The sequence below is a fragment of the Enterobacter hormaechei ATCC 49162 genome (assembly GCF_001875655.1).
Classification (GTDB): domain Bacteria; phylum Pseudomonadota; class Gammaproteobacteria; order Enterobacterales; family Enterobacteriaceae; genus Enterobacter; species Enterobacter hormaechei.
In genome coordinates this window covers 1,414,511-1,433,833 of the sequence record NZ_MKEQ01000001.1, presented here as the reverse complement: position 1 = coordinate 1,433,833, position 19,323 = coordinate 1,414,511, and the positions used below count along the sequence as shown (strand labels likewise).

Here is a 19,323-nt window from a genome sequence, read left to right as displayed (position 1 = left end):
TTTTAGACTCCTGATTCGCGATAATGGACGTCGCTAACGGCACGCAGACGTTCTGCCGCCTGTTCCGCCGTCAGGTCACGCTGGGTTTCCGCCAGCATTTCATAGCCCACCATGAATTTACGTACCGTCGCAGAACGCAGCAGCGGCGGGTAGAAGTGTGCATGTAACTGCCAGTGTTGATTCTCTTCGCCGTTAAACGGCGCGCCGTGCCAGCCCATGGAGTAGGGGAAAGAGCACTGGAAGAGGTTGTCGTAACGGCTGGTCAGTTTTTTTAGCGCCAGCGCAAGGTCGTCACGCTGGGCGTCGTTGAGGTCCGTGATGCGCTGAACATGGGCTTTAGGCAGTAGCAGCGTCTCAAACGGCCACGCCGCCCAGTAAGGGACTACCGCAAGCCAGTGCGCGGTTTCCACCACGGTACGGCTGCCATCCGCCAGCTCACGCTGGGTGTAATCCACCAGCATCGGCGAACCGTTCTCGGTGAAATACGCTTTTTGCAGTCGGTCTTCACGCTCGGCTTCATTTGGCAGGAAGCTGTTCGCCCAAATCTGACCGTGCGGATGGGGGTTTGAGCATCCCATCGCCGCGCCTTTATTTTCAAACACCTGCACCCACGGGTAGGTCTGGCCCAGCTCCGCCGTTTGCGTTTGCCAGGTAGTAACCACCTCTTTCAACGCCTCAACGCTCAGCTCCGGCAGGGTTTTGCTGTGATCGGGAGAGAAGCAGATCACGCGGCTGGTGCCGCGGGCGCTTTCGCAGCGCATCAGCGGATCGTGGCTTTCCGGCGCGTCCGGCGTATCGGTCATCAGCGCGGCAAAGTCGTTAGTAAAAACGAAAGTGCCTGTGTAATCGGGGTTTTTATCGCCCGTCACGCGCGTATTGCCTGGACAGAGGAAACAGTCCGGATCGTGCTGAGGCAGCGTCTGTTTGGCAGGCGTCTCTTGCGCCCCCTGCCAGGGGCGCTTGGCGCGATGCGGTGAAACCAAAATCCATTGCCCGCTGAGCGGGTTAAAACGACGATGGGGGTGATCGACGGGATTGAATTTCGTCATGACAAATCCTTAGTCCGGATACCCCTGCGGATGGCGTGACTGCCAGTGCCAGGTATCCTGTGCCATTTCATCAAGCGTGCGGGTGACACGCCAGTTAAGCTCTTTATCCGCTTTGGTGGCATCGGCCCAGTAAGCCGGGAGGTCGCCGTCACGGCGGGGCGCGAAGTGATAATTCACCGGCTTGCCGCAGGCTTTACTGAAGGCGTTCACCACATCCAGTACGCTACTGCCGATCCCGGCGCCGAGGTTGTAAATATGCACGCCCGGTTTATCCGCCAGCTGCTGCATCGCCGCTACGTGGCCGTCGGCCAGATCCATCACGTGAATGTAATCGCGTACGCCGGTGCCATCTTCGGTGGGATAATCGTTACCAAAAATCGCCAGGGATTCGCGACGCCCTACGGCAACCTGCGCGATATAGGGCATCAGGTTATTAGGAATGCCCTGCGGATCTTCGCCCATATCCCCTGACGGATGCGCGCCAACCGGATTGAAGTAGCGCAGCAGCGCGATGCTCCACTCCGGCTGGGCTTTTTGCAGGTCGGTGAGGATCTGCTCCACCATCAGCTTACTTTTGCCGTACGGACTTTGCGGCGTACCGGTCGGGAAGCTTTCAACGTAAGGGATTTTTGGCTGATCGCCGTAGACGGTGGCGGAGGAGCTGAAGATAAAGTTTTTAACGTTCGCCGCACGCATGGCGGAGATCAGGCGCAGGGTACCGTTGACGTTGTTGTCATAGTACTCAAGCGGTTTTGCCACCGATTCGCCAACCGCTTTCAGGCCGGCGAAGTGGATAACGGTTTCAATCGCGTGATCGTGAAGGATTTCCGTCATCAACGCTTCATTGCGGATGTCGCCTTCCACGAAAGTCGGCTGTTTACCCGAAAGGCGTTCAATGACCGGCAGCACGCTGCGCTTACTGTTGCACAGGTTATCAAGAATGACGACATCGTGGCCGCTTTGCAGCAGTTGCACACAGGTATGACTTCCTATGTAACCGCTACCACCTGTTACCAGAACTCGCATATTTCGCTCCATTAGGCTTATGGTATGAATTAACCATAGCATATCAGAGACGCGAAAAGTGTGACATGGGATAAAATAGTGGTATCGTTTACACTGGTTTTCACACCCGCTTTTTAAAAGAGTGAGTGCATTGTAGATCAAAGAGATAGAGATGTGTTGTTGCAGGTTGTCTGAAAAGCGGAGGGCAGCGCCCTCCAGAGGTTAATCGATTTTGCTTAGCAGGTAGCGGTAATGCTCGCCGTCCGGGACAAATTCCAGCCGATGGGTGATGCAGGATGGCGCATCCTCCGCATGGTGGGACACAAACAGCAGCTGGGTTTCACCTTCGCTAATCAGGATATCCACAAAGCGGCGGATCAGCTGACGGTTAAGCGGATCCAACCCCTGCAACGGCTCGTCCAGAATCAGTAGCGTAGGGTGTTTGACCAGCGCGCGGACGATCAGTGCCAGCCGCTGCTGCCCCCACGACAGGCTGTGGAATGGCGCATCGGCTATCCGATTGTCCATGCCCAGAATATCCAGCCACTGCTGCGCCAGCTTGTGCTGCTTGTCGGATACCGCCTGATAAATACCGATAGAGTCAAAGAAGCCAGAGAGGATCACGTTTCGCACCGAGGTGCTCACCCGGTAGTCCAGATGCAGGCTGCTGCTGACATAGCCGATGTGCTTTTTGATGTCCCAGATGGTTTCCCCGCTGCCGCGCCGACGGCCAAAGAGGGTCAGATCGTTGCTGTATCCCTGCGGGTGATCGCCGGTGATCAGGCTCAGCAGCGTGGATTTACCTGCCCCGTTGGGGCCGACAATCTGCCAGTGCTCGCCAGGATTAACCGTCCAGCTGAGGTGATGAAGAATAGGGCGATCGTCGTAAGCAACCACCCCGTCGCGCAGCACAATGCGCGGCTGAGCGGGATCCAGCCCGTGGCGTGCCGAAGGCGCATCCGGCTCCGGCAGGGCGATACCGTCCAGTTTTTCACTGTGCGCCAGCTGCGCAATCAGCGCCTGCCGCAGCAGCACGGCTTTCTCGCCGGTTTCGGTCAGGCTACAGTCTGCAAGCACGCCCGCATAGTGTACGAAATCCGGGATCTCATCAAAGCGGTTAAGGACCAGCACAAGGGTGTATCCCTGCTGGTTGAGCGTCGCCAGCAATGCTGCAAGCTGCGCGCGGGACTGCACATCCAGCCCGTCAAAGGGTTCATCCAGGATCAGGAGTTCCGGCTCGCTCATCAGCGCCTGGCACAACAGCGTTTTGCGCGTCTCGCCGGTAGAGAGGTATTTGAAGCGACGGTTAAGCAGGGCGGTAATGCCAAATTGCTCCGCCAGCTGCTGGCAGCGGGCAGGATCTTTTATCTCATCCTGGATAATTTCCGCCGTCGTGCGGCCGGTATCTTCTTCGCCGGGGCTGAGCAAATCGGTATTGTTACGCTGCCACTCAGCGCTGACCAGCTTTTGCAACTGTTCAAAGGAAAGGCGCGTCATCCGGGTAAAGGTGCACCGGCGTTCACCCTTCAGCTGGGTTAATTCACCCGCCAGAGCGCGGGCCAGCGCCGATTTTCCGCTGCCGTTCGTGCCCACAAACGCCCAACTTTCTCCGGCGCGCAGGGTCAACTCTGGCAGCGATAAGGTACGGGTATCGCTAAGACGAAACGTGCCTTGCGAAATATGCAATGATGACATGTGTTATCCCATTTTTTGCAGCAACAGATGTCAGGGATACTCACTGTTAGCAGGGTTGTCAATGCGCTTAGCACAATGTGGCGATAATTACCCGGTCTGCATTGAAATATGCGGTCACCACAGCACCTTCTTCTAATTCGGTGGCGTTGTTCACCGGCACGGTAGCGCAGAGCGGCTGTCCATCCGGCAGGGTCATCAGCACTTCACACTGTTCTGCACCGCGCTCGACGTGGCTGATACGTCCGCGTAGCTGGTTATCGGCTTCTGCGGCCTGCTCAGGATTAAGCGTGATGCTGATCCAGGGGGCTTTGAGTAATACCAGCACGTCCTTACCTTCGTTCAGCCCAAGGCGTTGACCACTTTGCGCGGTGATGGCGGCCTTCAGGCGCGTCGTGCCGTCCGCGAGCAGGATCTCAATATGCTCCTGCACCTGCGAATGGTCACGCCCGGTCACCGTACCAAACCACTGGTTACGGGCGCTGGTCTGCAAGGAGAAACGGGAGATGGCGCCCAGCAGGCTGTCCAGCGGCAGGTTGTCGTCATCGCTCAACACATCAAATGCTTTTTGCTGGATCTGCGCCAGTAAATCGTAGAGCTGGATCAGACGTTGCCCGTAACGCGTCAACACGGCGCCGCCGCCGCCTTTCCCGCCGGTGGCGCGCTCCACCAGCGTGTGTTCGCTCAGGGTATTCATGTCGTTAATCGCATCCCAGGCGCTTTTATAGCTGATGCCGGCGTTTTTGGCCCCCTGGCTAATCGAGCCAGTTTGTTCTATTTGTTTTAACAGGGCGATGCGCCGCGGATCGGCGAAAAGCTTCTGCTGAAGTCGTAGGGTGAGGAGAATTTCGGCCTGCATAACAGTGTCCTGGCAAAAAGGCTATTGTGACCCAAATGCCCGGGGGCGGAAAGCGCACCGCACAAAAGGGGATGTTTTTCTTACTTTTCAGGGTAGAATAAGCCGTTCACAAGATCTGGAGAAAACCATGTTAGAGTTGTTGAAAAGTCTGGTATTCGCGGTAATCATGGTGCCAGTAGTGATGGCTATCATCCTCGGTGCCATCTACGGCCTGGGTGAAGTGTTCAACGTCTTTTCGAACATTGGTCATCGTCGAGACCAGCCTAAAAAGCAGCAATGATTTCCTCCAAAACGCCCGGCCAGCCCGGGCGTTTTGCTCTCAAGTTTATCCCTCTCCCGCCGATATCTTTTACAACGTTCCTTGCGTTTACGCATTAATGGGTACGATTTAGCGCTAGGAACGCCTGCGACATATCGTTATATTTGTTTGTATATAACGATACGTACAGGAGATTCAAATGGCACGTTCATGGGTACGCCTTTTTGCAGGGGCAACGCTGACGCTCTCTCTCACCGGCCACGCGCTGGCGGATGAAGGAAAAATCACGGTCTTTGCGGCGGCGTCGCTGACTAACGCGATGCAGGATATTGCTGCGGTATACAAAAAAGAGAAAAACGTCGAGGTCGTCTCGTCGTTTGCCTCCTCGTCCACGTTGGCTCGCCAGATCGAAGCGGGGGCACCTGCGGATCTGTTCATCTCTGCCGATCAGAAATGGATGGATTATGCGGTTGAGAAAAAGTCTGTTGAAACGGCTACCCGCGAAACGCTGCTGGGAAATAGCCTGGTGGTGGTCGCGCCCGTAAACGGTAAGCAGGGCGACATCGCCATTAACAAACAGACGGACTGGACCCGTCTGCTCAACGGCGGCCGTCTGGCGGTGGGCGATCCGGAGCATGTTCCTGCCGGGATTTATGCCAAAGAAGCGCTGCAAAAACTGGGCGCATGGGAGACCTTATCGCCGAAACTGGCCCCCGCAGAAGACGTGCGCGGCGCGCTGGCGCTGGTGGAGCGTAACGAAGCCCCACTCGGGATTGTTTACGGCTCCGATGCCGTCGCCAGTAAAGGTGTGAAGGTGGTAGGCACCTTCCCGGAAGACTCGCATAAGAAAGTGGAATATCCTGTTGCGATAGTTGATGGACATAAAAATGCGACCGTGACGGCCTTCGTTGACTACCTGAAGGGGCCGGAAGCGTCCGCTATCTTTAAACGTTACGGATTTACGACTCACGAATGATATTGACCGAACCTGAATGGCAGGCCGTGCTGCTGAGCCTGAAAGTCTCTTCCCTGGCGGTTGCGCTGAGTTTGCCCTTCGGGGTGTTCTTTGCCTGGTTACTGGTTCGCGTGAAGTTTCCAGGCAAAGCCCTGCTCGACAGTGTTCTCCATCTTCCGCTCGTCTTACCGCCTGTGGTGGTTGGATATCTGCTGCTGATCTCCATGGGGCGGCGCGGTTTCATCGGCGAATGGTTGTATGACTGGTTCGGCCTGACCTTTGCTTTCAGCTGGCGTGGTGCGGTGCTGGCCGCGGCGGTGATGTCATTCCCGCTAATGGTGCGCGCTATCCGCCTGGCGCTGGAAGGGGTGGATATCCGGCTAGAGCAGGCCGCCCGCACGCTCGGCGCTGGCCGCTGGCGGGTCTTTCTGACCATCACGCTGCCGCTCACGCTACCGGGTATTATCGTCGGTACGGTGTTAGCCTTCGCCCGCTCGCTGGGCGAGTTTGGTGCGACTATCACCTTTGTGTCGAACATTCCCGGCGAGACGCGGACCATCCCGTCGGCCATGTATACCCTGATTCAGACGCCGGGCGGCGAAGGTGCGGCGGCCCGGCTGTGTATTATTTCGATTGTGCTCGCCCTGGTCTCGCTGCTGGTGTCCGAGTGGCTGGCGCGCCTCAGCCGTGAACGGATGGGGAAACCGTGATGCTGGAACTCAATTTTACGCAAACCCTGGGCAACCACACCCTGACGCTGAACGAAACGCTGCCTGCCAGCGGTATTACCGCCATTTTTGGCGTGTCCGGGGCAGGTAAAACGTCGCTAATTAATGCGATTAGCGGCCTGACGCGTCCCCAGTCTGGCCGTATTGTGTTAAATAACCGCGTCTTAAATGACGCGGAGAAGAAGGTCTGCCTGTCACCGGAAAAACGCCGCATCGGCTATGTGTTTCAGGATGCGCGCCTGTTTCCGCATTACAGCGTGCGCGGAAATCTGCGCTACGGCATGGCAAAAAGCATGGCCGGACAGTTTGATAAGCTGGTGGCGCTGCTGGGCATCGAACCGCTGCTGGATCGTCTGCCGTCGTCGCTGTCGGGGGGGGAAAAACAGCGCGTGGCAATTGGCCGCGCCCTGTTAACCGCGCCGGAGCTGTTGCTGCTGGATGAGCCGCTGGCCTCTCTGGATATTCCGCGCAAGCGCGAGCTGCTGCCGTACCTGCAACGTCTGGCGCGGGAAATCAACGTGCCAATGCTCTACGTCAGCCATTCGCTGGATGAGATCTTACATCTGGCCGACAAAGTGCTGGTCCTGGAAGCGGGCAGGGTGAAGGCATTCGGCAATCTGGAAGAGGTGTGGGGCAGCAGCGTTATGCATCCGTGGCTGCCAAAGGAGCAGCAGAGCAGCATTCTGAAGGTGAGCGTGCTGGAGCACCATCCACATTATGCGATGACCGCGCTGGCGCTGGGCGATCAGCATTTGTGGGTGAATAAAATCGATACGCCGATTCAGTCGACGTTACGGATCCGCATTCAGGCGTCGGACGTCTCCCTGGTGCTGCAACCGCCGCTGCAAACCAGTATCCGCAATATTTTGCGCGCAAAAGTGGCGCAGTGTTTTGATGATAACGGCCAGGTGGAAGTGCAGCTGGAGGTGGGCAGCAGAACGCTGTGGGCGCGCATCAGCCCGTGGGCCAGGGATGAGTTAGGCATCAAGCCTGGCCTGTGGCTTTACGCGCAAATCAAGAGCGTTTCCATCACCGCCTGATTACAGCAGGTGGGTATAAATATACTGCGCGATGCTGTCGGTGGTGTTATCGCCAATCACCACGTCAGCGCGCGCTTTCACCGCATCATCGGCATTGCCCATCGCCACGCCCGTTCCGGCCGCTTCCAGCATGCTGATGTCGTTATAGTTATCGCCGAAGGCAATTACGTCCTGCATTGATCCGCCCTGCGATTCCACGAACTGGGTCAGACGTTTGCCTTTGCTGTTGCCTTTGCGGGCAATATCCACCTGATCGTGCCAGGACCATTCACATTCCAGACCCAGCGTATGCTCAACATGTTTTGCGAAGGTATTCAGTTTAGTGGTGTCTTCATCGGTCAGGGCAAACTTCCAGATTGCCTCGACGTCTTCCGCCGCCTGGCGCAGGGAGGAAACCTGAGTGAACACCGGACGCTGCGCTTCCGGCAGTGACAGTGCCCAGTTGCTGGTGCGGATCACATGGCCGGTAGGACGCTCATAGACCATGGCGTTATCCACATACATCAGGCCGTGAATCGCGTGCTCATCCAGCAAATCAATCAATTGCAGCGCCTGCGTAACGGGAAGCGGATCGGAGGCTAAAACCTTTTTTGCCTGATAATCATACAAATAGGTGCCATTACAACAAATTGCAGGTGTATCTAAGCCCAGTGCCTGATAAAAAGGATGAATGGCTACGTGGTGTCGACCCGTTACGATGAGGAGTTGATACCCCACTTCCTGGGCTCGTTTGAGGGCCTCAAGAGAAGAGGGGAGCAGGGTTTTCTGAGGGGTAAGCAGTGTTCCGTCTAAATCCAGGGCAATCACTCGCGAGGTCATTTTTTCTTCCGGGTTAATGTTGAATTTAAGGTCTGTCGGGATGGTACACCCAGAGCGGATCCCTGCAAAATCCCGAACTACAATTCAGCATTCACCGTTAAAAATAATCAGGAGTATTCATGAAACAAACCGTTTATACCGCCAGTCCTGAAAGTCAGCAGATCCATGTCTGGCGTTTGAATACAGAAGGTTCGCTTACGCTGGTTCAGGTTGTTGATGTGCCAGGCCAGGTACAGCCGATGGTCGTCAGCCCGGATAAACGTTTTCTTTATGTCGGCGTACGCCCGGAATTCCGCGTACTGGCATACCGCATCTCCCCGGATGACGGCGCGCTGACTTACACCGCAGAAGCCGCGCTGCCGGGCAGCCCGACCCATATTTCTACCGACCATAAAGGCAACTTTATCTTCAGCGGCTCCTACAATGCAGGCTGCGTGAGCGTCACCCGCCTGGAAGACGGTATTCCCGTTGAAACCGTCGACGTGGTAGAGGGGCTCGAAGGTTGCCACTCCGCCAACATTTCACCGGATAACCGTACGCTGTGGGTGCCAGCGCTGAAGCAGGATCGCATCTGCCTGTTTACCCTGAGCGATGACGGCCATCTGGTCGCACAAAGCCCAGCGGAAGTCACCACCGTGGAAGGCGCAGGCCCGCGCCACATGGTCTTCCACCCGAATCAGCAGTATGCCTATGTCGTGAACGAGCTGAACAGCTCGGTAGACGTGTGGGAACTGAACGATCCTAACGGGCAGATCGAGTGCGTACAGACGCTGGACATGATGCCAGCTGACTTCTCCGACACACGCTGGGCGGCAGATATTCACATCACGCCGGATGGCCGCCACCTGTATGCCTGTGACCGTACCTCCAGTCTGATCACCGTTTTCAGCGTCTCTGAGGATGGCAGCGTTCTGGCAGTTGAAGGCTTCCAGCCGACAGAAACCCAGCCGCGCGGCTTTAATGTCGATCACAGCGGCAAATACCTGATTGCGGCGGGGCAGAAATCCCACCACATTGCGCTCTATGAAATCAAGGGCGTGCAGGGTCTACTGGAAGAGAAAGGACGCTATGCGGTCGGACAAGGGCCAATGTGGGTTGTCATTAACGCGCACTGATCCGTAGACGAAAAAAAACCTCGCAAATGCGAGGTTTTTTTATGCGCGGTTACTGCATGGGCTAGGCCGGGTAAGGCGCAGCCGCCACCCGGCAACATGCGCGTTACTGCTTCGGCTCAGCGACCACTTTGCTACCCAGCCCGCGGTTGTTGTATTCCCACATGCGGTTGAAATTAGCGTCGTTCAGGTTGCGCTGCACGTTCTCTTTATCATCCACCGTGCCGGTGTTGCCGGAGAATGGACGTTTTGAGATCGCCGCATCCGCCCACGGTTTCGCCATGTTGAAGCCTTCGTTAATCACGCTGTCGCGGATCACGACCTGGCCGTTAGTGGCGGAGTCCACGTCCAGAGAGCGACCGAGTTGCGCCACGCCATCGCCCGCTGCGGTAAAGCGGCTATTCACGGCCAGGAAACCATAGAACAGGTTGGACTGGGTCGCTGGCGCGAAGACGTAACCTTCCTGCTGCGTACGTGAATTCACCACGCGGAAGTCGGTGTTCTCAAACACCACCGCACCGCGACCGGAGACCATATCCACGTCGCCTTCAACGTAGCTGTTGGTCACCAGAGTGCGCGTCAGACGGTTGTTCTGAAGGGTGTTCTGCACGCCGCTGTTGGTCACGAAGAAGGTGTTCTGGCGGCCCAGAATATTGACGTTGTTAATCTGTACCTTGTCGCCATCGCTACGCAGCGCCACGGCCTGGTGATTACCGGCGTCAACGCTGTCGCCCAGGGTGTTCTGAATGGTCAGGTTCTGCAATTGCAGACCGTTGTTCTGCGACCAGAATACCGCCGAGCACATCACGCCAATGGTGGCGGCACGTTTGCGCTGGCAGTTATCAAACATATACCACGCCGGTTTCCCTGGCATGTATTTACCGGCCGGGTTCACCAGATGACGCCAGGTGGTGGTGTCGATCTCTGAATCAATCGCCAGACCAATTTTCACGTCGACCGCTTTTTCGCCCAGGCCGTAAAGCGTAATGCTTCCCGGTGCCGCCGGAACATAAACGGTGCCTTCGTATTCACCAGGCAGGATGGCAATGTACTGGCGGGATGCGCTGTGTTTGGTGATTGCGGCATCAACGGCTGCCTGAATAGAGGTGTGCGTGACGCCCTGCGCCCCAGCCGGGCCGACAACGAAGTCTGGCTGTTTCGGCAGGTTAATAGAAGAAGGCGTCCACGGAGCTGCATTAGGATCCATCGCCGAGAAGTAGTGCGCACGGGTGAAGTTCTTCGCTTCATCCGCTGACAGGATCGGACGGGAAGCGGTGCCCGGAGCAACCTGCTCAGAAGGTTGCTGATCCGGTGGTGTTGAACTGCAAGCGGATAAAGTCACGCCAAAGGCGAGTGCCAACGCCAGACGGGAAATCCTGGAAATAGTCAAGGTAATGCTCCTGGGTATGCAAGTCTTATCTGGATAGACGAAATAGCCTGCTTTTTTATACTAAGTTGAGCGAAACGGGAAGATAAAAAGGGGAAAAGTTGCATTTTTGCCCGGAGGCGACGGGAAAGTCATCACAAAAAAATAACATTTTCCCGCAAGGCGGTTGACAGCAGGCGACAGATGAAAATAAATGTCTATACAACCCATGACAAGTGGAAGGCACATGCAGCAGCTTCATCCCGATGATGTGATATGGCGAAATGCGCGACTGGCAACCCTGGCGACAGGTGAGCCGGAACCCTATGGCCTGAAAGAACACCATGCTCTCGTCGTGCGCGGCCAGACGATTCTGGCCGTTATTCCTGAATCAGAGATCCCCGCCGGGCATCGCCAGTGTGTCGATCTCGACGGGCGTCTGGTTACCCCTGGCCTTATCGATTGTCACACCCATCTGGTGTTCGGCGGCGATCGCGCAGCGGAATGGGAGCAACGGCTTAACGGCGTGTCGTATCAGACCATTAGCGCGCAGGGCGGCGGAATTAACGCCACGGTCACGGCCACCCGCAACAGTTCGCCGGAAACGCTCCTCGCGGTGGCGCAGCAGCGACTCCAGCGACTAATGAATGAAGGCGTAACGACCGTTGAAATCAAATCGGGATACGGTCTGAATGCCGAAGCCGAAGAGAAAATGCTGCTGGTGGCCCGCCAGCTCAGCCTGAACAATCTGATTGATATCAGCCCGACGCTACTGGCCGCGCATGCCGTTCCTGCCGAGTACCGACAGGATCCGGATGCCTATCTGGCGCTGATCTGTGAGCAGATCATGCCCACGCTGTGGCAAAAAGAGTTATTTGAAGCGGTGGACGTGTTTTGTGAAAACGTTGGCTTTACCCCGGCGCAAACTGAGCGCCTGTTCCGGGCCGCCACCGCGCTCGGCATCCCGGTAAAAGGGCATGTAGAGCAGCTGTCGAATCTGGGCGGCGCGGCGCTGGTCAGCCAGTATAAAGGGCTGTCGGCCGATCATATCGAGTATCTCGATGATGCAGGTATTCAGGCCATGGCGCAAAGCGGTACGGTGGCGGTACTGCTCCCCGGCGCGTTCTATTTTCTTCAGGAGCGCCAGCGTCCACCGGTGGCGCAGCTCAGAGAGCAGGGTGTGCCGATGGCGGTGGCCACCGACTACAACCCGGGAACGAGTCCGTTTGCCAGCCTGCATCTGGCGATGAACATGGCCTGCGTCCAGTTTGGCCTCACACCGGAAGAGGCCTGGGCTGGCGTGACGCGGCATGCGGCGCAGGCGCTAGGACGCGGCGCGACGCACGGGCAGTTAAAGCCAGGTTATGTGGCTGATTTTGTCGTCTGGGAGGCGAATCATCCGGTTGAGATGGTTTACGAGCCGGGGCGAAATCCCTTATATCAACGTGTTTTTCGGGGGCAGGTAGCATGAAATTGTGGCATCCCGTTTCCCCGCAGGTCTGGCAGGGGCGTGACGACAGCGCCGAGTCCAGCACCGCGAAACGTCTCTTCCAGACCACACAGCAGCGCGAACACTTTGCACCTGCGTCGTCAGGCATCGCTCTGATGGGATTTGAATGTGATGAAGGGGTCAAGCGTAATCAGGGCAGACCCGGTGCAGCACAGGCGCCCGATGTGTTGCGCGGCGCGCTGGCGAATATGGCGAGCCATCAGGGGCATGAGCGTCTCGTGGATATGGGTTCTGTTTATGTTGAAGGCCACGCGCTGGAGGCGGCACAGCAGGCGCTGAGCGAGGCCATAACCGCGTGCCAGCAATCCGGGATGCGTACTCTGGTTTTCGGCGGTGGACATGAAACCGCCTGGGCGCACGGGCGCGGCGTGCTGGACGCCTTTCCGAACGAGCGCATTGCGGTGATCAACCTGGATGCGCACCTCGATTTACGCAAGGCTGAACGGGCGACGTCCGGCACGCCGTTCCGCCAGCTGGCGCACTACTGCGCGTCTCATTCGCGGGCGTTTCACTACGCCTGCCTGGGGGTAAGCCGCGCGGCGAATACCCAGGCGCTGTGGAAGGAAGCTGAGCGACTGAACGTGACGCTGGTTGAAGATCTTGATTTTCGCCGGAATGCGCTACCCTCACTGGATAACGTTCTTGCGCAGGCCGACCGGGTTTATCTCACCGTTGACCTTGATGTGCTGCCTGCCGCGGAAATGCCCGCCGTGTCTGCCCCTGCGGCGTTGGGGATCCCGGCGCTGGATCTGTTCCCGGTGATTGAGCGTATCTGCCGAAGCGGTAAACTACAGGCGGCGGATCTGGTGGAATTTAATCCGCACTACGATCGGGACGGACAGGGGGCGAAGCTTGCCGCCCGACTGGCCTGGCAAATTGCTCACTGGTGGGCATAAACACATTACAGGAGTCAGCATGTTTTCACGCTCACCGCAGCATCCCTCCAGCCCACCCGCACCTTTTTATGGGAAGGTGAAAAAGGCGATCAGCGAAAAAATTGCCGCTGGCGTCTGGCGTCCGCACGACCGTATTCCCTCCGAAGCGGAGCTGGTGGCGCAGTTTGGCTTTAGCCGCATGACCATCAATCGCGCACTGCGTGAGCTGACCGATGAAGGGCTGCTGGTGCGCCTGCAAGGGGTCGGAACCTTTGTGGCGGAGCCAAAAGGACAGTCGGCGCTGTTTGAAATCCGCAGCATTGCCGATGAGATTGCCGCCCGCAAGCATCAGCATCATTGCGAGGTGCTGGTGCTTGAAGAGACGCAGGCCAGCGCCGAGCAGGCCATCGAGCTGAACGTGAAAGAGGGCACCCGGATTTTCCATTCGGTGATGGTGCATTATGAGAACGACATTCCGGTCCAGATTGAAGATCGCTGCGTCAACGCGGAGCGGATACCGGACTATCTGGGCCAGGATTACACCCAAACCACGCCACATGCGTATCTCTCGCTCGTCGCCCCGCTGACGGAAGGGGAGCATATCGTGGAGGCGGTGCGCGCCACGCCGCAGGAGTGCGAGTTGTTGCGTATTAAAGAGCACGATCCCTGCCTGCTGATCCGCCGTCGTACCTGGTCATCCTCGCAAATTGTATCGCATGCGAAGCTGCTGTTCCCGGGGAACCGCTACCGGTTGCAGGGCCACTTTATGTCATAAGTTTTATAAGCGTGATCGCTAACGCAATATAGCAAAATTGTATCTTTTTTGTTAAATCCGACCTTGTGTGTGCTTGTCTATACAAGTATATCTAAATGCATCATCTGTCCCTTATGAGGAACACACAATGTCGTCAGAGAAATACCGCAAGCAGGATGTCCGCGCCGCGCGCGGCACCACGCTCACTGCAAAAAGCTGGCTCACCGAAGCACCGCTGCGCATGTTGATGAACAACCTTGATCCTGAGGTAGCGGAAAATCCCCACGAGCTGGTGGTCTACGGCGGCATAGGCCGCGCCGCGCGCAACTGGGCGTGCTATGACGCCATTGTTGAGTCTTTGACGAATCTCGAAAACGACGAAACGCTGCTGGTGCAATCCGGCAAACCGGTCGGCGTATTCAAAACCCATAAAAATGCGCCCCGCGTGCTGATTGCCAACTCCAACCTGGTGCCGCACTGGGCGACGTGGGAACACTTCAACGAGCTGGACGCGAAAGGGCTGGCGATGTACGGCCAGATGACCGCCGGAAGCTGGATCTACATCGGCAGTCAGGGGATTGTGCAGGGCACCTATGAAACCTTCGTGGAAGCAGGCCGCCAGCACTACAACGGCTCACTGAAAGGCCGCTGGGTGCTCACCGCCGGACTGGGCGGCATGGGTGGCGCGCAGCCGCTGGCCGCGACGCTGGCGGGCGCATGTTCGCTGAACATTGAGTGCCAGCAGAGCCGCATCGATTTCCGTCTGCGTACCCGTTATGTCGATGAACAGGCCGACAACCTCGATGACGCGCTGGCGCGCATCAAAAAATACACCGCTGAAGGCAAATCCGTGTCGGTTGCCCTGTGCGGCAACGCGGCGGATATTCTGCCGGAACTGGTGGCGCGCGGCGTGCGTCCGGATCTGGTCACCGACCAGACCAGCGCCCACGATCCGCTCCACGGCTATCTGCCAAAAGGCTGGACGTGGGAAGACTACCAGCAAAAGGCGGAAACCGACCCGGAAGGCACGGTGCTGGCGGCGAAGCGTTCAATGGCGGAACACGTCTCCGCGATGCTGGCCTTCAGCAAGATGGGCATTCCGACCTTTGATTACGGGAATAACATCCGCCAGATGGCGAAAGAGATGGGCGTGAATAACGCCTTTGACTTCCCCGGCTTCGTGCCTGCCTATATCCGCCCGCTGTTCTGCCGCGGCATCGGGCCGTTCCGCTGGGTTGCCCTGTCCGGCGACCCGGAGGATATCTATAAAACCGACGCCAGAGTGAAGGAAATTGTCGCCGACGACGAGCATCTGCACCGCTGGCTGGACATGGCGCGCGAGCGCATTAATTTCCAGGGCCTTCCGGCACGTATCTGCTGGGTCGGGCTGGAGTGGCGGCAAAAACTTGGCCTCGCCTTCAACGAAATGGTGCGCAGCGGTGAAGTCTCCGCGCCGATCGTCATTGGCCGCGACCACCTGGACTCTGGATCCGTCGCCAGCCCGAACCGTGAAACCGAAGCCATGCGCGACGGCTCGGATGCAGTCTCCGACTGGCCGCTGCTGAATGCCCTGCTGAACACCGCCAGCGGCGCGACCTGGGTGTCGCTGCACCACGGCGGCGGCGTCGGGATGGGCTTCTCCCAGCATTCTGGGATGGTCATCGTCTGCGACGGTACTGACGAAGCGGCGGCACGTATTGCTCGCGTGCTGCATAACGACCCGGCTACCGGCGTGATGCGTCACGCGGATGCGGGTTACGAGATAGCCATTGACTGTGCCAAAGAGCAGGGCCTGAACCTGCCGATGATCCCTGCCACACAAGGAAAGCCTGCATGAACGCGTTAACACTTACTCCCGGCTCGCTGACCCTCAAACAGCTGCGTCAGGTCTGGCGTCAGCCGGTGACACTCGCCCTTGATGAAAGCGCCCACCGTGCCATTAACGACAGCGTAGCCTGCGTGGAGGCGATTGTGGCGGAGGGACGCACCGCCTACGGTATCAATACCGGGTTTGGCCTGCTGGCGCAGACCCGCATTGCCACGCACGATCTGGAAAACTTACAGCGTTCGCTGGTGCTGTCGCACGCGGCGGGGGTGGGCCAGCCGCTGGACGACGAGATTGTCCGCCTGATGATGGTGTTAAAAATCAACAGCCTGGCGCGCGGTTTCTCGGGCATTCGTCTGAGCGTGATCCAGGCGCTGATGGCGCTGGTCAATGCGGAAGTTTATCCGTGGATCCCGGCGAAAGGGTCTGTCGGCGCCTCCGGCGATCTGGCGCCGCTGGCACATATGTCGCTGCTGCTGCTGGGTGAAGGCCAGGCGCGCTGGCAGGGCGAGTGGCTTCCTGCGAAGGAAGCACTGAAAAAAGCCGGATTAGCCCCGATCACCCTCGCGGCAAAAGAGGGGCTGGCGCTGCTCAACGGCACCCAGGCGTCGACGGCCTTTGCGCTGCGTGGCCTGTTTGAAGCGGAAGATTTGTTCGCCTCCGCGGTGGTGTGCGGTGCGCTGACTACCGAGGCGGTGCTCGGCTCGCGTCGTCCGTTCGACGCACGCATCCATGAGGTGCGCGGCCAGCGCGGTCAGATTGATGCCGCCGCCCTGTACCGCTATGTTCTTACCGACACCAGCGACATTGCTGATTCTCATCACAACTGCGAGAAGGTGCAGGATCCGTATTCTCTGCGCTGCCAGCCGCAGGTGATGGGCGCATGCCTGACGCAACTGCGTCAGGCGGCGGAGGTGCTGCTGGTGGAAGCCAACGCGGTGTCCGATAACCCGCTGGTGTTTGCCCAGGAAAACGAGGTGGTCTCCGGCGGCAACTTCCACGCCGAGCCGGTGGCAATGGCGGCGGATAATATCGCTCTGGCCATTGCCGAAATCGGCGCGTTGTCCGAGCGTCGCATCGCGCTGATGATGGATAAACATATGTCCCAGCTGCCACCGTTCCTGGTGCGTAATGGCGGGGTGAATTCGGGCTTTATGATTGCTCAGGTCACAGCTGCGGCACTGGCAAGCGAAAACAAAGCGCTGTCGCACCCGCACAGCGTGGACAGCCTGCCCACCTCCGCGAACCAGGAAGATCACGTCTCGATGGCCCCGGCTGCCGGGCGTCGACTGTGGGAGGTGGCCTCCAACACCCGCGGCGTACTGGCGGTGGAGTGGCTGGCGGCGTGTCAGGGTATTGATTTGCGCGAAGGGCTAAAATCCAGCCCGCTGCTGGAGCAGGCGCGTCATACGCTGCGCGAGCACGTTACGCACTACGATGATGACCGCTTCTTTGCGCCGGATATTGATATGGCGATACAGCTTCTGGAAGAAGGGCGGCTGGTGGGGCTGTTGCCGCCGGTGCTGTGATTTTTTTTGCCCGGTGGCGCTGCGCTTACCGGGCCTACGCGTGCGAAATGTAGGCCGGGTAAGGCGTAGCCGCCACCCGGCTTTTTTTACGAATACATCGCCGTAATCGACGCGCTGCCCAGCGAATGGAAATGCACGTTAAACCCTACCATCGCGCCGCTCGCCCCTTCGTCGACCTCAATCTTGTCCACATCCAGCGCGTGCACCGTGAAGATATAGCGGTGCGTTTCCCCTTTTGGCGGCGCTGCGCCGCCGTAGCCCGCTTTGCCAAAGTCAGTGCGGGTCTGAATCGCCCCTTCAGGCAGGGCAACCAGATCGGAACCGGACCCCTGCGGGAGCACGCGCGTGTCGGCGGGCAGGTTTGCCACCACCCAGTGCCACCAGCCCGAGCCGGTGGGTGCATCCGGGTCGTAGCAGGTCACGACAAAACTTTTGGTTCCCGCGGGGACATCATCCCACGCCAGATGGGGAGAGATATTATCCCCCTGATAACCCATCCCGTTAAACACGTGACGTTCCGGCAGCTTTTCGCCATCGCGCAAATCTTTACTGATGATTTTCATCCGATTTCCCCTCGTTACTCACTCATTCAGAAAGTGTAACGCATGGGGTTAAATCGTGAAATGCGCTGAAATGTTAACGGCTTTAACCACTGCTCCGGTCAGCTTGTGGAGCTGATCCGCAGAAATGCTGTACGGCGGCATGAGGTAAATCAGCTTACCGAAAGGTCGCACCCACACGCCCTGGTCAACGAAGAAGCGCTGCAACGCGGCCATGTTCACCGGGTGCGTTGTCTCGATCACGCCGATGGCGCCCAGCACGCGGACGTCCGCGACGTATTCCGCCTCCGCCGCCGCACTTAGCTGCTGCTTCAGCTGCGCCTCAATCGCCGCCACCTGCGTCTGCCACTCGCCGCTCTCCAGAATGGCAAGGCTCTCGCTTGCGACGGCGCAGGCCAGCGGGTTGCCCATAAACGTCGGACCGTGCATAAAGCAGCCCGCGTCGCCGTCGCTGATGGTGTCGGCAACCTGGCGGGTGGTAAGCGTCGCGGAGAGCGTCATGGTGCCGCCGGTGAGCGCTTTGCCCAGGCACAGAATATCCGGCGTGATCCCCGCATGCTCGCAGGCGAACAATTTCCCGGTGCGGCCAAAGCCGGTGGCGATCTCATCGGCAATCAGCAGGATCCCTTCGCGGTCGCACATCTTCCGAATGCGCTTCAGCCACTCGGGATGGTACATCCGCATTCCGCCCGCGCCCTGCACAATCGGTTCGAGAATAACGGCGGCAATCTCGTGGCGATGGGCCGCCATCAGCCGCGCGAAGCCCACCATGTCCATCTCGTCCCATTCGCCATCGAAGCGACTCTGTGGGGCTGGCGCAAACAGGTTTTCCGGCAGATAACCTTTCCACAGGCTGTGCATGGAGTTGTCCGGGTCACACACCGACATCGCGCCGAAGGTGTCGCCGTGGTAGCCGTTGCGGAAGGTCAGGAACCGCTGGCGCGTTTCGCCCTTCGCATGCCAGTACTGCAACGCCATTTTCATCGCCACTTCCACCGCCACCGAGCCGGAATCGGCCAGGAAAACGCACTCCAGCGATTCAGGCGTCATCGCCACCAGTCGACGGCATAAATCCACCGCGGGCTGATGCGTGATCCCGCCAAACATCACGTGTGACATCTGGTCAATCTGCGCTTTCATCGCCGCGTTCAGTCGCGGATGGTTGTAGCCATGGATCGCCGCCCACCAGGAGGACATCCCGTCAACAAGCCGCTCGCCGCTGGCGAGATGCAGCTCGCAGCCGTGGGCAGAGGCTACCGGATAGACGGGAAGGGGGCGGGTCGTGGAGGTGTAAGGGTGCCAGATATGCTGCTTGTCGAAGGCGAGATCGTCCTGGGTCATAATCGACTTGTAAACCATTTTGAAAAGTTTTAGGTTTACAAGTAT

18 protein-coding genes are annotated in these 19,323 nt (G+C 58.2%); 10 read left to right on the top strand and 8 right to left on the bottom strand.

Features of this window, described 5'->3' with window-relative positions:
* Nucleotides 1–2 precede the first annotated feature (2 nt).
* The 4 genes from galT to modE form a co-directional block, all read right to left on the bottom strand.
* Entirely contained in the window at nt 3–1,049 is a 1,047-nt protein-coding gene (galT, locus tag BH712_RS07175) for a galactose-1-phosphate uridylyltransferase (RefSeq protein WP_006809553.1), read from the bottom strand.
* 9 nt (nt 1,050–1,058) lie between these two features.
* Nucleotides 1,059–2,075: a UDP-glucose 4-epimerase GalE gene (gene galE, locus BH712_RS07170; protein ID WP_032673576.1), complete on the bottom strand. Its 1,017-nt coding sequence runs from the start codon at nt 2,073–2,075 to the stop codon at nt 1,059–1,061.
* Nucleotides 2,076–2,276: 201 nt separating this feature from the next.
* Nucleotides 2,277–3,749, bottom strand: coding sequence for a molybdate ABC transporter ATP-binding protein ModF (gene modF / locus BH712_RS07165; protein ID WP_006809551.1), 1,473 nt, complete (start codon nt 3,747–3,749; stop codon nt 2,277–2,279).
* Nucleotides 3,750–3,816: 67 nt separating this feature from the next.
* A complete protein-coding gene (modE, locus tag BH712_RS07160; RefSeq protein ID WP_006809550.1) occupies nt 3,817–4,605 on the bottom strand; it encodes a molybdenum-dependent transcriptional regulator in 789 nt (262 codons plus the stop codon).
* Nucleotides 4,606–4,732: 127 nt separating this feature from the next.
* On the opposite strand from modE, the gene BH712_RS07155 reads away from it, so the two are divergent.
* The 4 genes from BH712_RS07155 to modC all read left to right on the top strand — a co-directional run bounded on the left by BH712_RS07155 (nt 4,733) and on the right by modC (nt 7,587).
* Nucleotides 4,733–4,885, top strand: a complete 153-nt coding sequence (locus BH712_RS07155) for an AcrZ family multidrug efflux pump-associated protein (protein WP_003858549.1) — start codon at nt 4,733–4,735, stop codon at nt 4,883–4,885.
* A 178-nt stretch (nt 4,886–5,063) separates the two neighbouring features.
* Nucleotides 5,064–5,840, top strand: coding sequence for a molybdate ABC transporter substrate-binding protein (gene modA, locus BH712_RS07150; RefSeq protein ID WP_006809549.1), 777 nt, complete (start codon nt 5,064–5,066; stop codon nt 5,838–5,840).
* Complete coding sequence (gene modB, locus BH712_RS07145; protein WP_006809548.1) at nt 5,837–6,529, top strand: molybdate ABC transporter permease subunit; 693 nt, start codon at nt 5,837–5,839, stop codon at nt 6,527–6,529. The genes modA and modB overlap by 4 nt, the downstream gene beginning before the upstream one ends.
* Nucleotides 6,529–7,587, top strand: coding sequence for a molybdenum ABC transporter ATP-binding protein ModC (gene modC, locus BH712_RS07140; RefSeq protein WP_006809547.1), 1,059 nt, complete (start codon nt 6,529–6,531; stop codon nt 7,585–7,587). Before modB ends, modC begins: the two co-directional genes overlap by 1 nt.
* On the opposite strand, the gene BH712_RS07135 is transcribed toward modC, so the two are convergent.
* Entirely contained in the window at nt 7,588–8,406 is an 819-nt protein-coding gene (locus BH712_RS07135; RefSeq protein WP_006809546.1) for a pyridoxal phosphatase, read from the bottom strand.
* Between the two features lie 119 nt (nt 8,407–8,525).
* Here BH712_RS07135 and pgl point away from each other — a divergent pair, with 119 nt between their 5' ends.
* A complete protein-coding gene (pgl, locus tag BH712_RS07130) occupies nt 8,526–9,521 on the top strand; it encodes a 6-phosphogluconolactonase (RefSeq protein ID WP_006809545.1) in 996 nt (331 codons plus the stop codon).
* Nucleotides 9,522–9,624: 103 nt separating this feature from the next.
* Here the strand turns inward: pgl and BH712_RS07125 are convergent, their stop codons facing one another.
* Entirely contained in the window at nt 9,625–10,908 is a 1,284-nt protein-coding gene (locus BH712_RS07125; protein WP_006809544.1) for a putative acyl-CoA thioester hydrolase, read from the bottom strand.
* A gap of 223 nt (nt 10,909–11,131) precedes the next feature.
* Here BH712_RS07125 and hutI point away from each other — a divergent pair, with 223 nt between their 5' ends.
* The 5 genes from hutI to hutH all read left to right on the top strand — a co-directional run bounded on the left by hutI (nt 11,132) and on the right by hutH (nt 17,377).
* Nucleotides 11,132–12,355, top strand: a complete 1,224-nt coding sequence (gene hutI, locus BH712_RS07120) for an imidazolonepropionase (protein ID WP_006809543.1) — start codon at nt 11,132–11,134, stop codon at nt 12,353–12,355.
* A complete protein-coding gene (gene hutG, locus BH712_RS07115) occupies nt 12,352–13,290 on the top strand; it encodes a formimidoylglutamase (RefSeq protein ID WP_006809542.1) in 939 nt (312 codons plus the stop codon). Before hutI ends, hutG begins: the two co-directional genes overlap by 4 nt.
* A gap of 19 nt (nt 13,291–13,309) precedes the next feature.
* A complete protein-coding gene (locus BH712_RS07110; protein WP_006809541.1) occupies nt 13,310–14,044 on the top strand; it encodes a histidine utilization repressor in 735 nt (244 codons plus the stop codon).
* 127 nt (nt 14,045–14,171) lie between these two features.
* Nucleotides 14,172–15,860: a urocanate hydratase gene (gene hutU, locus BH712_RS07105; RefSeq protein ID WP_006809540.1), complete on the top strand. Its 1,689-nt coding sequence runs from the start codon at nt 14,172–14,174 to the stop codon at nt 15,858–15,860.
* Nucleotides 15,857–17,377, top strand: coding sequence for a histidine ammonia-lyase (gene hutH / locus BH712_RS07100; RefSeq protein WP_006809539.1), 1,521 nt, complete (start codon nt 15,857–15,859; stop codon nt 17,375–17,377). The genes hutU and hutH overlap by 4 nt, the downstream gene beginning before the upstream one ends.
* Before the next feature lie 86 nt (nt 17,378–17,463).
* On the opposite strand, the gene BH712_RS07095 is transcribed toward hutH, so the two are convergent.
* Together BH712_RS07095 and bioA are read right to left on the bottom strand one after the other, a co-directional pair.
* The gene (locus BH712_RS07095; protein WP_006809538.1) at nt 17,464–17,940 is read right to left on the bottom strand and encodes a kinase inhibitor; all 477 of its coding nucleotides are present in this window, start codon (nt 17,938–17,940) and stop codon (nt 17,464–17,466) included.
* Between the two features lie 48 nt (nt 17,941–17,988).
* Nucleotides 17,989–19,296, bottom strand: a complete 1,308-nt coding sequence (gene bioA / locus BH712_RS07090) for an adenosylmethionine--8-amino-7-oxononanoate transaminase (RefSeq protein ID WP_006809537.1) — start codon at nt 19,294–19,296, stop codon at nt 17,989–17,991.
* Between the last annotated feature and the right edge of the window lie 27 nt (nt 19,297–19,323).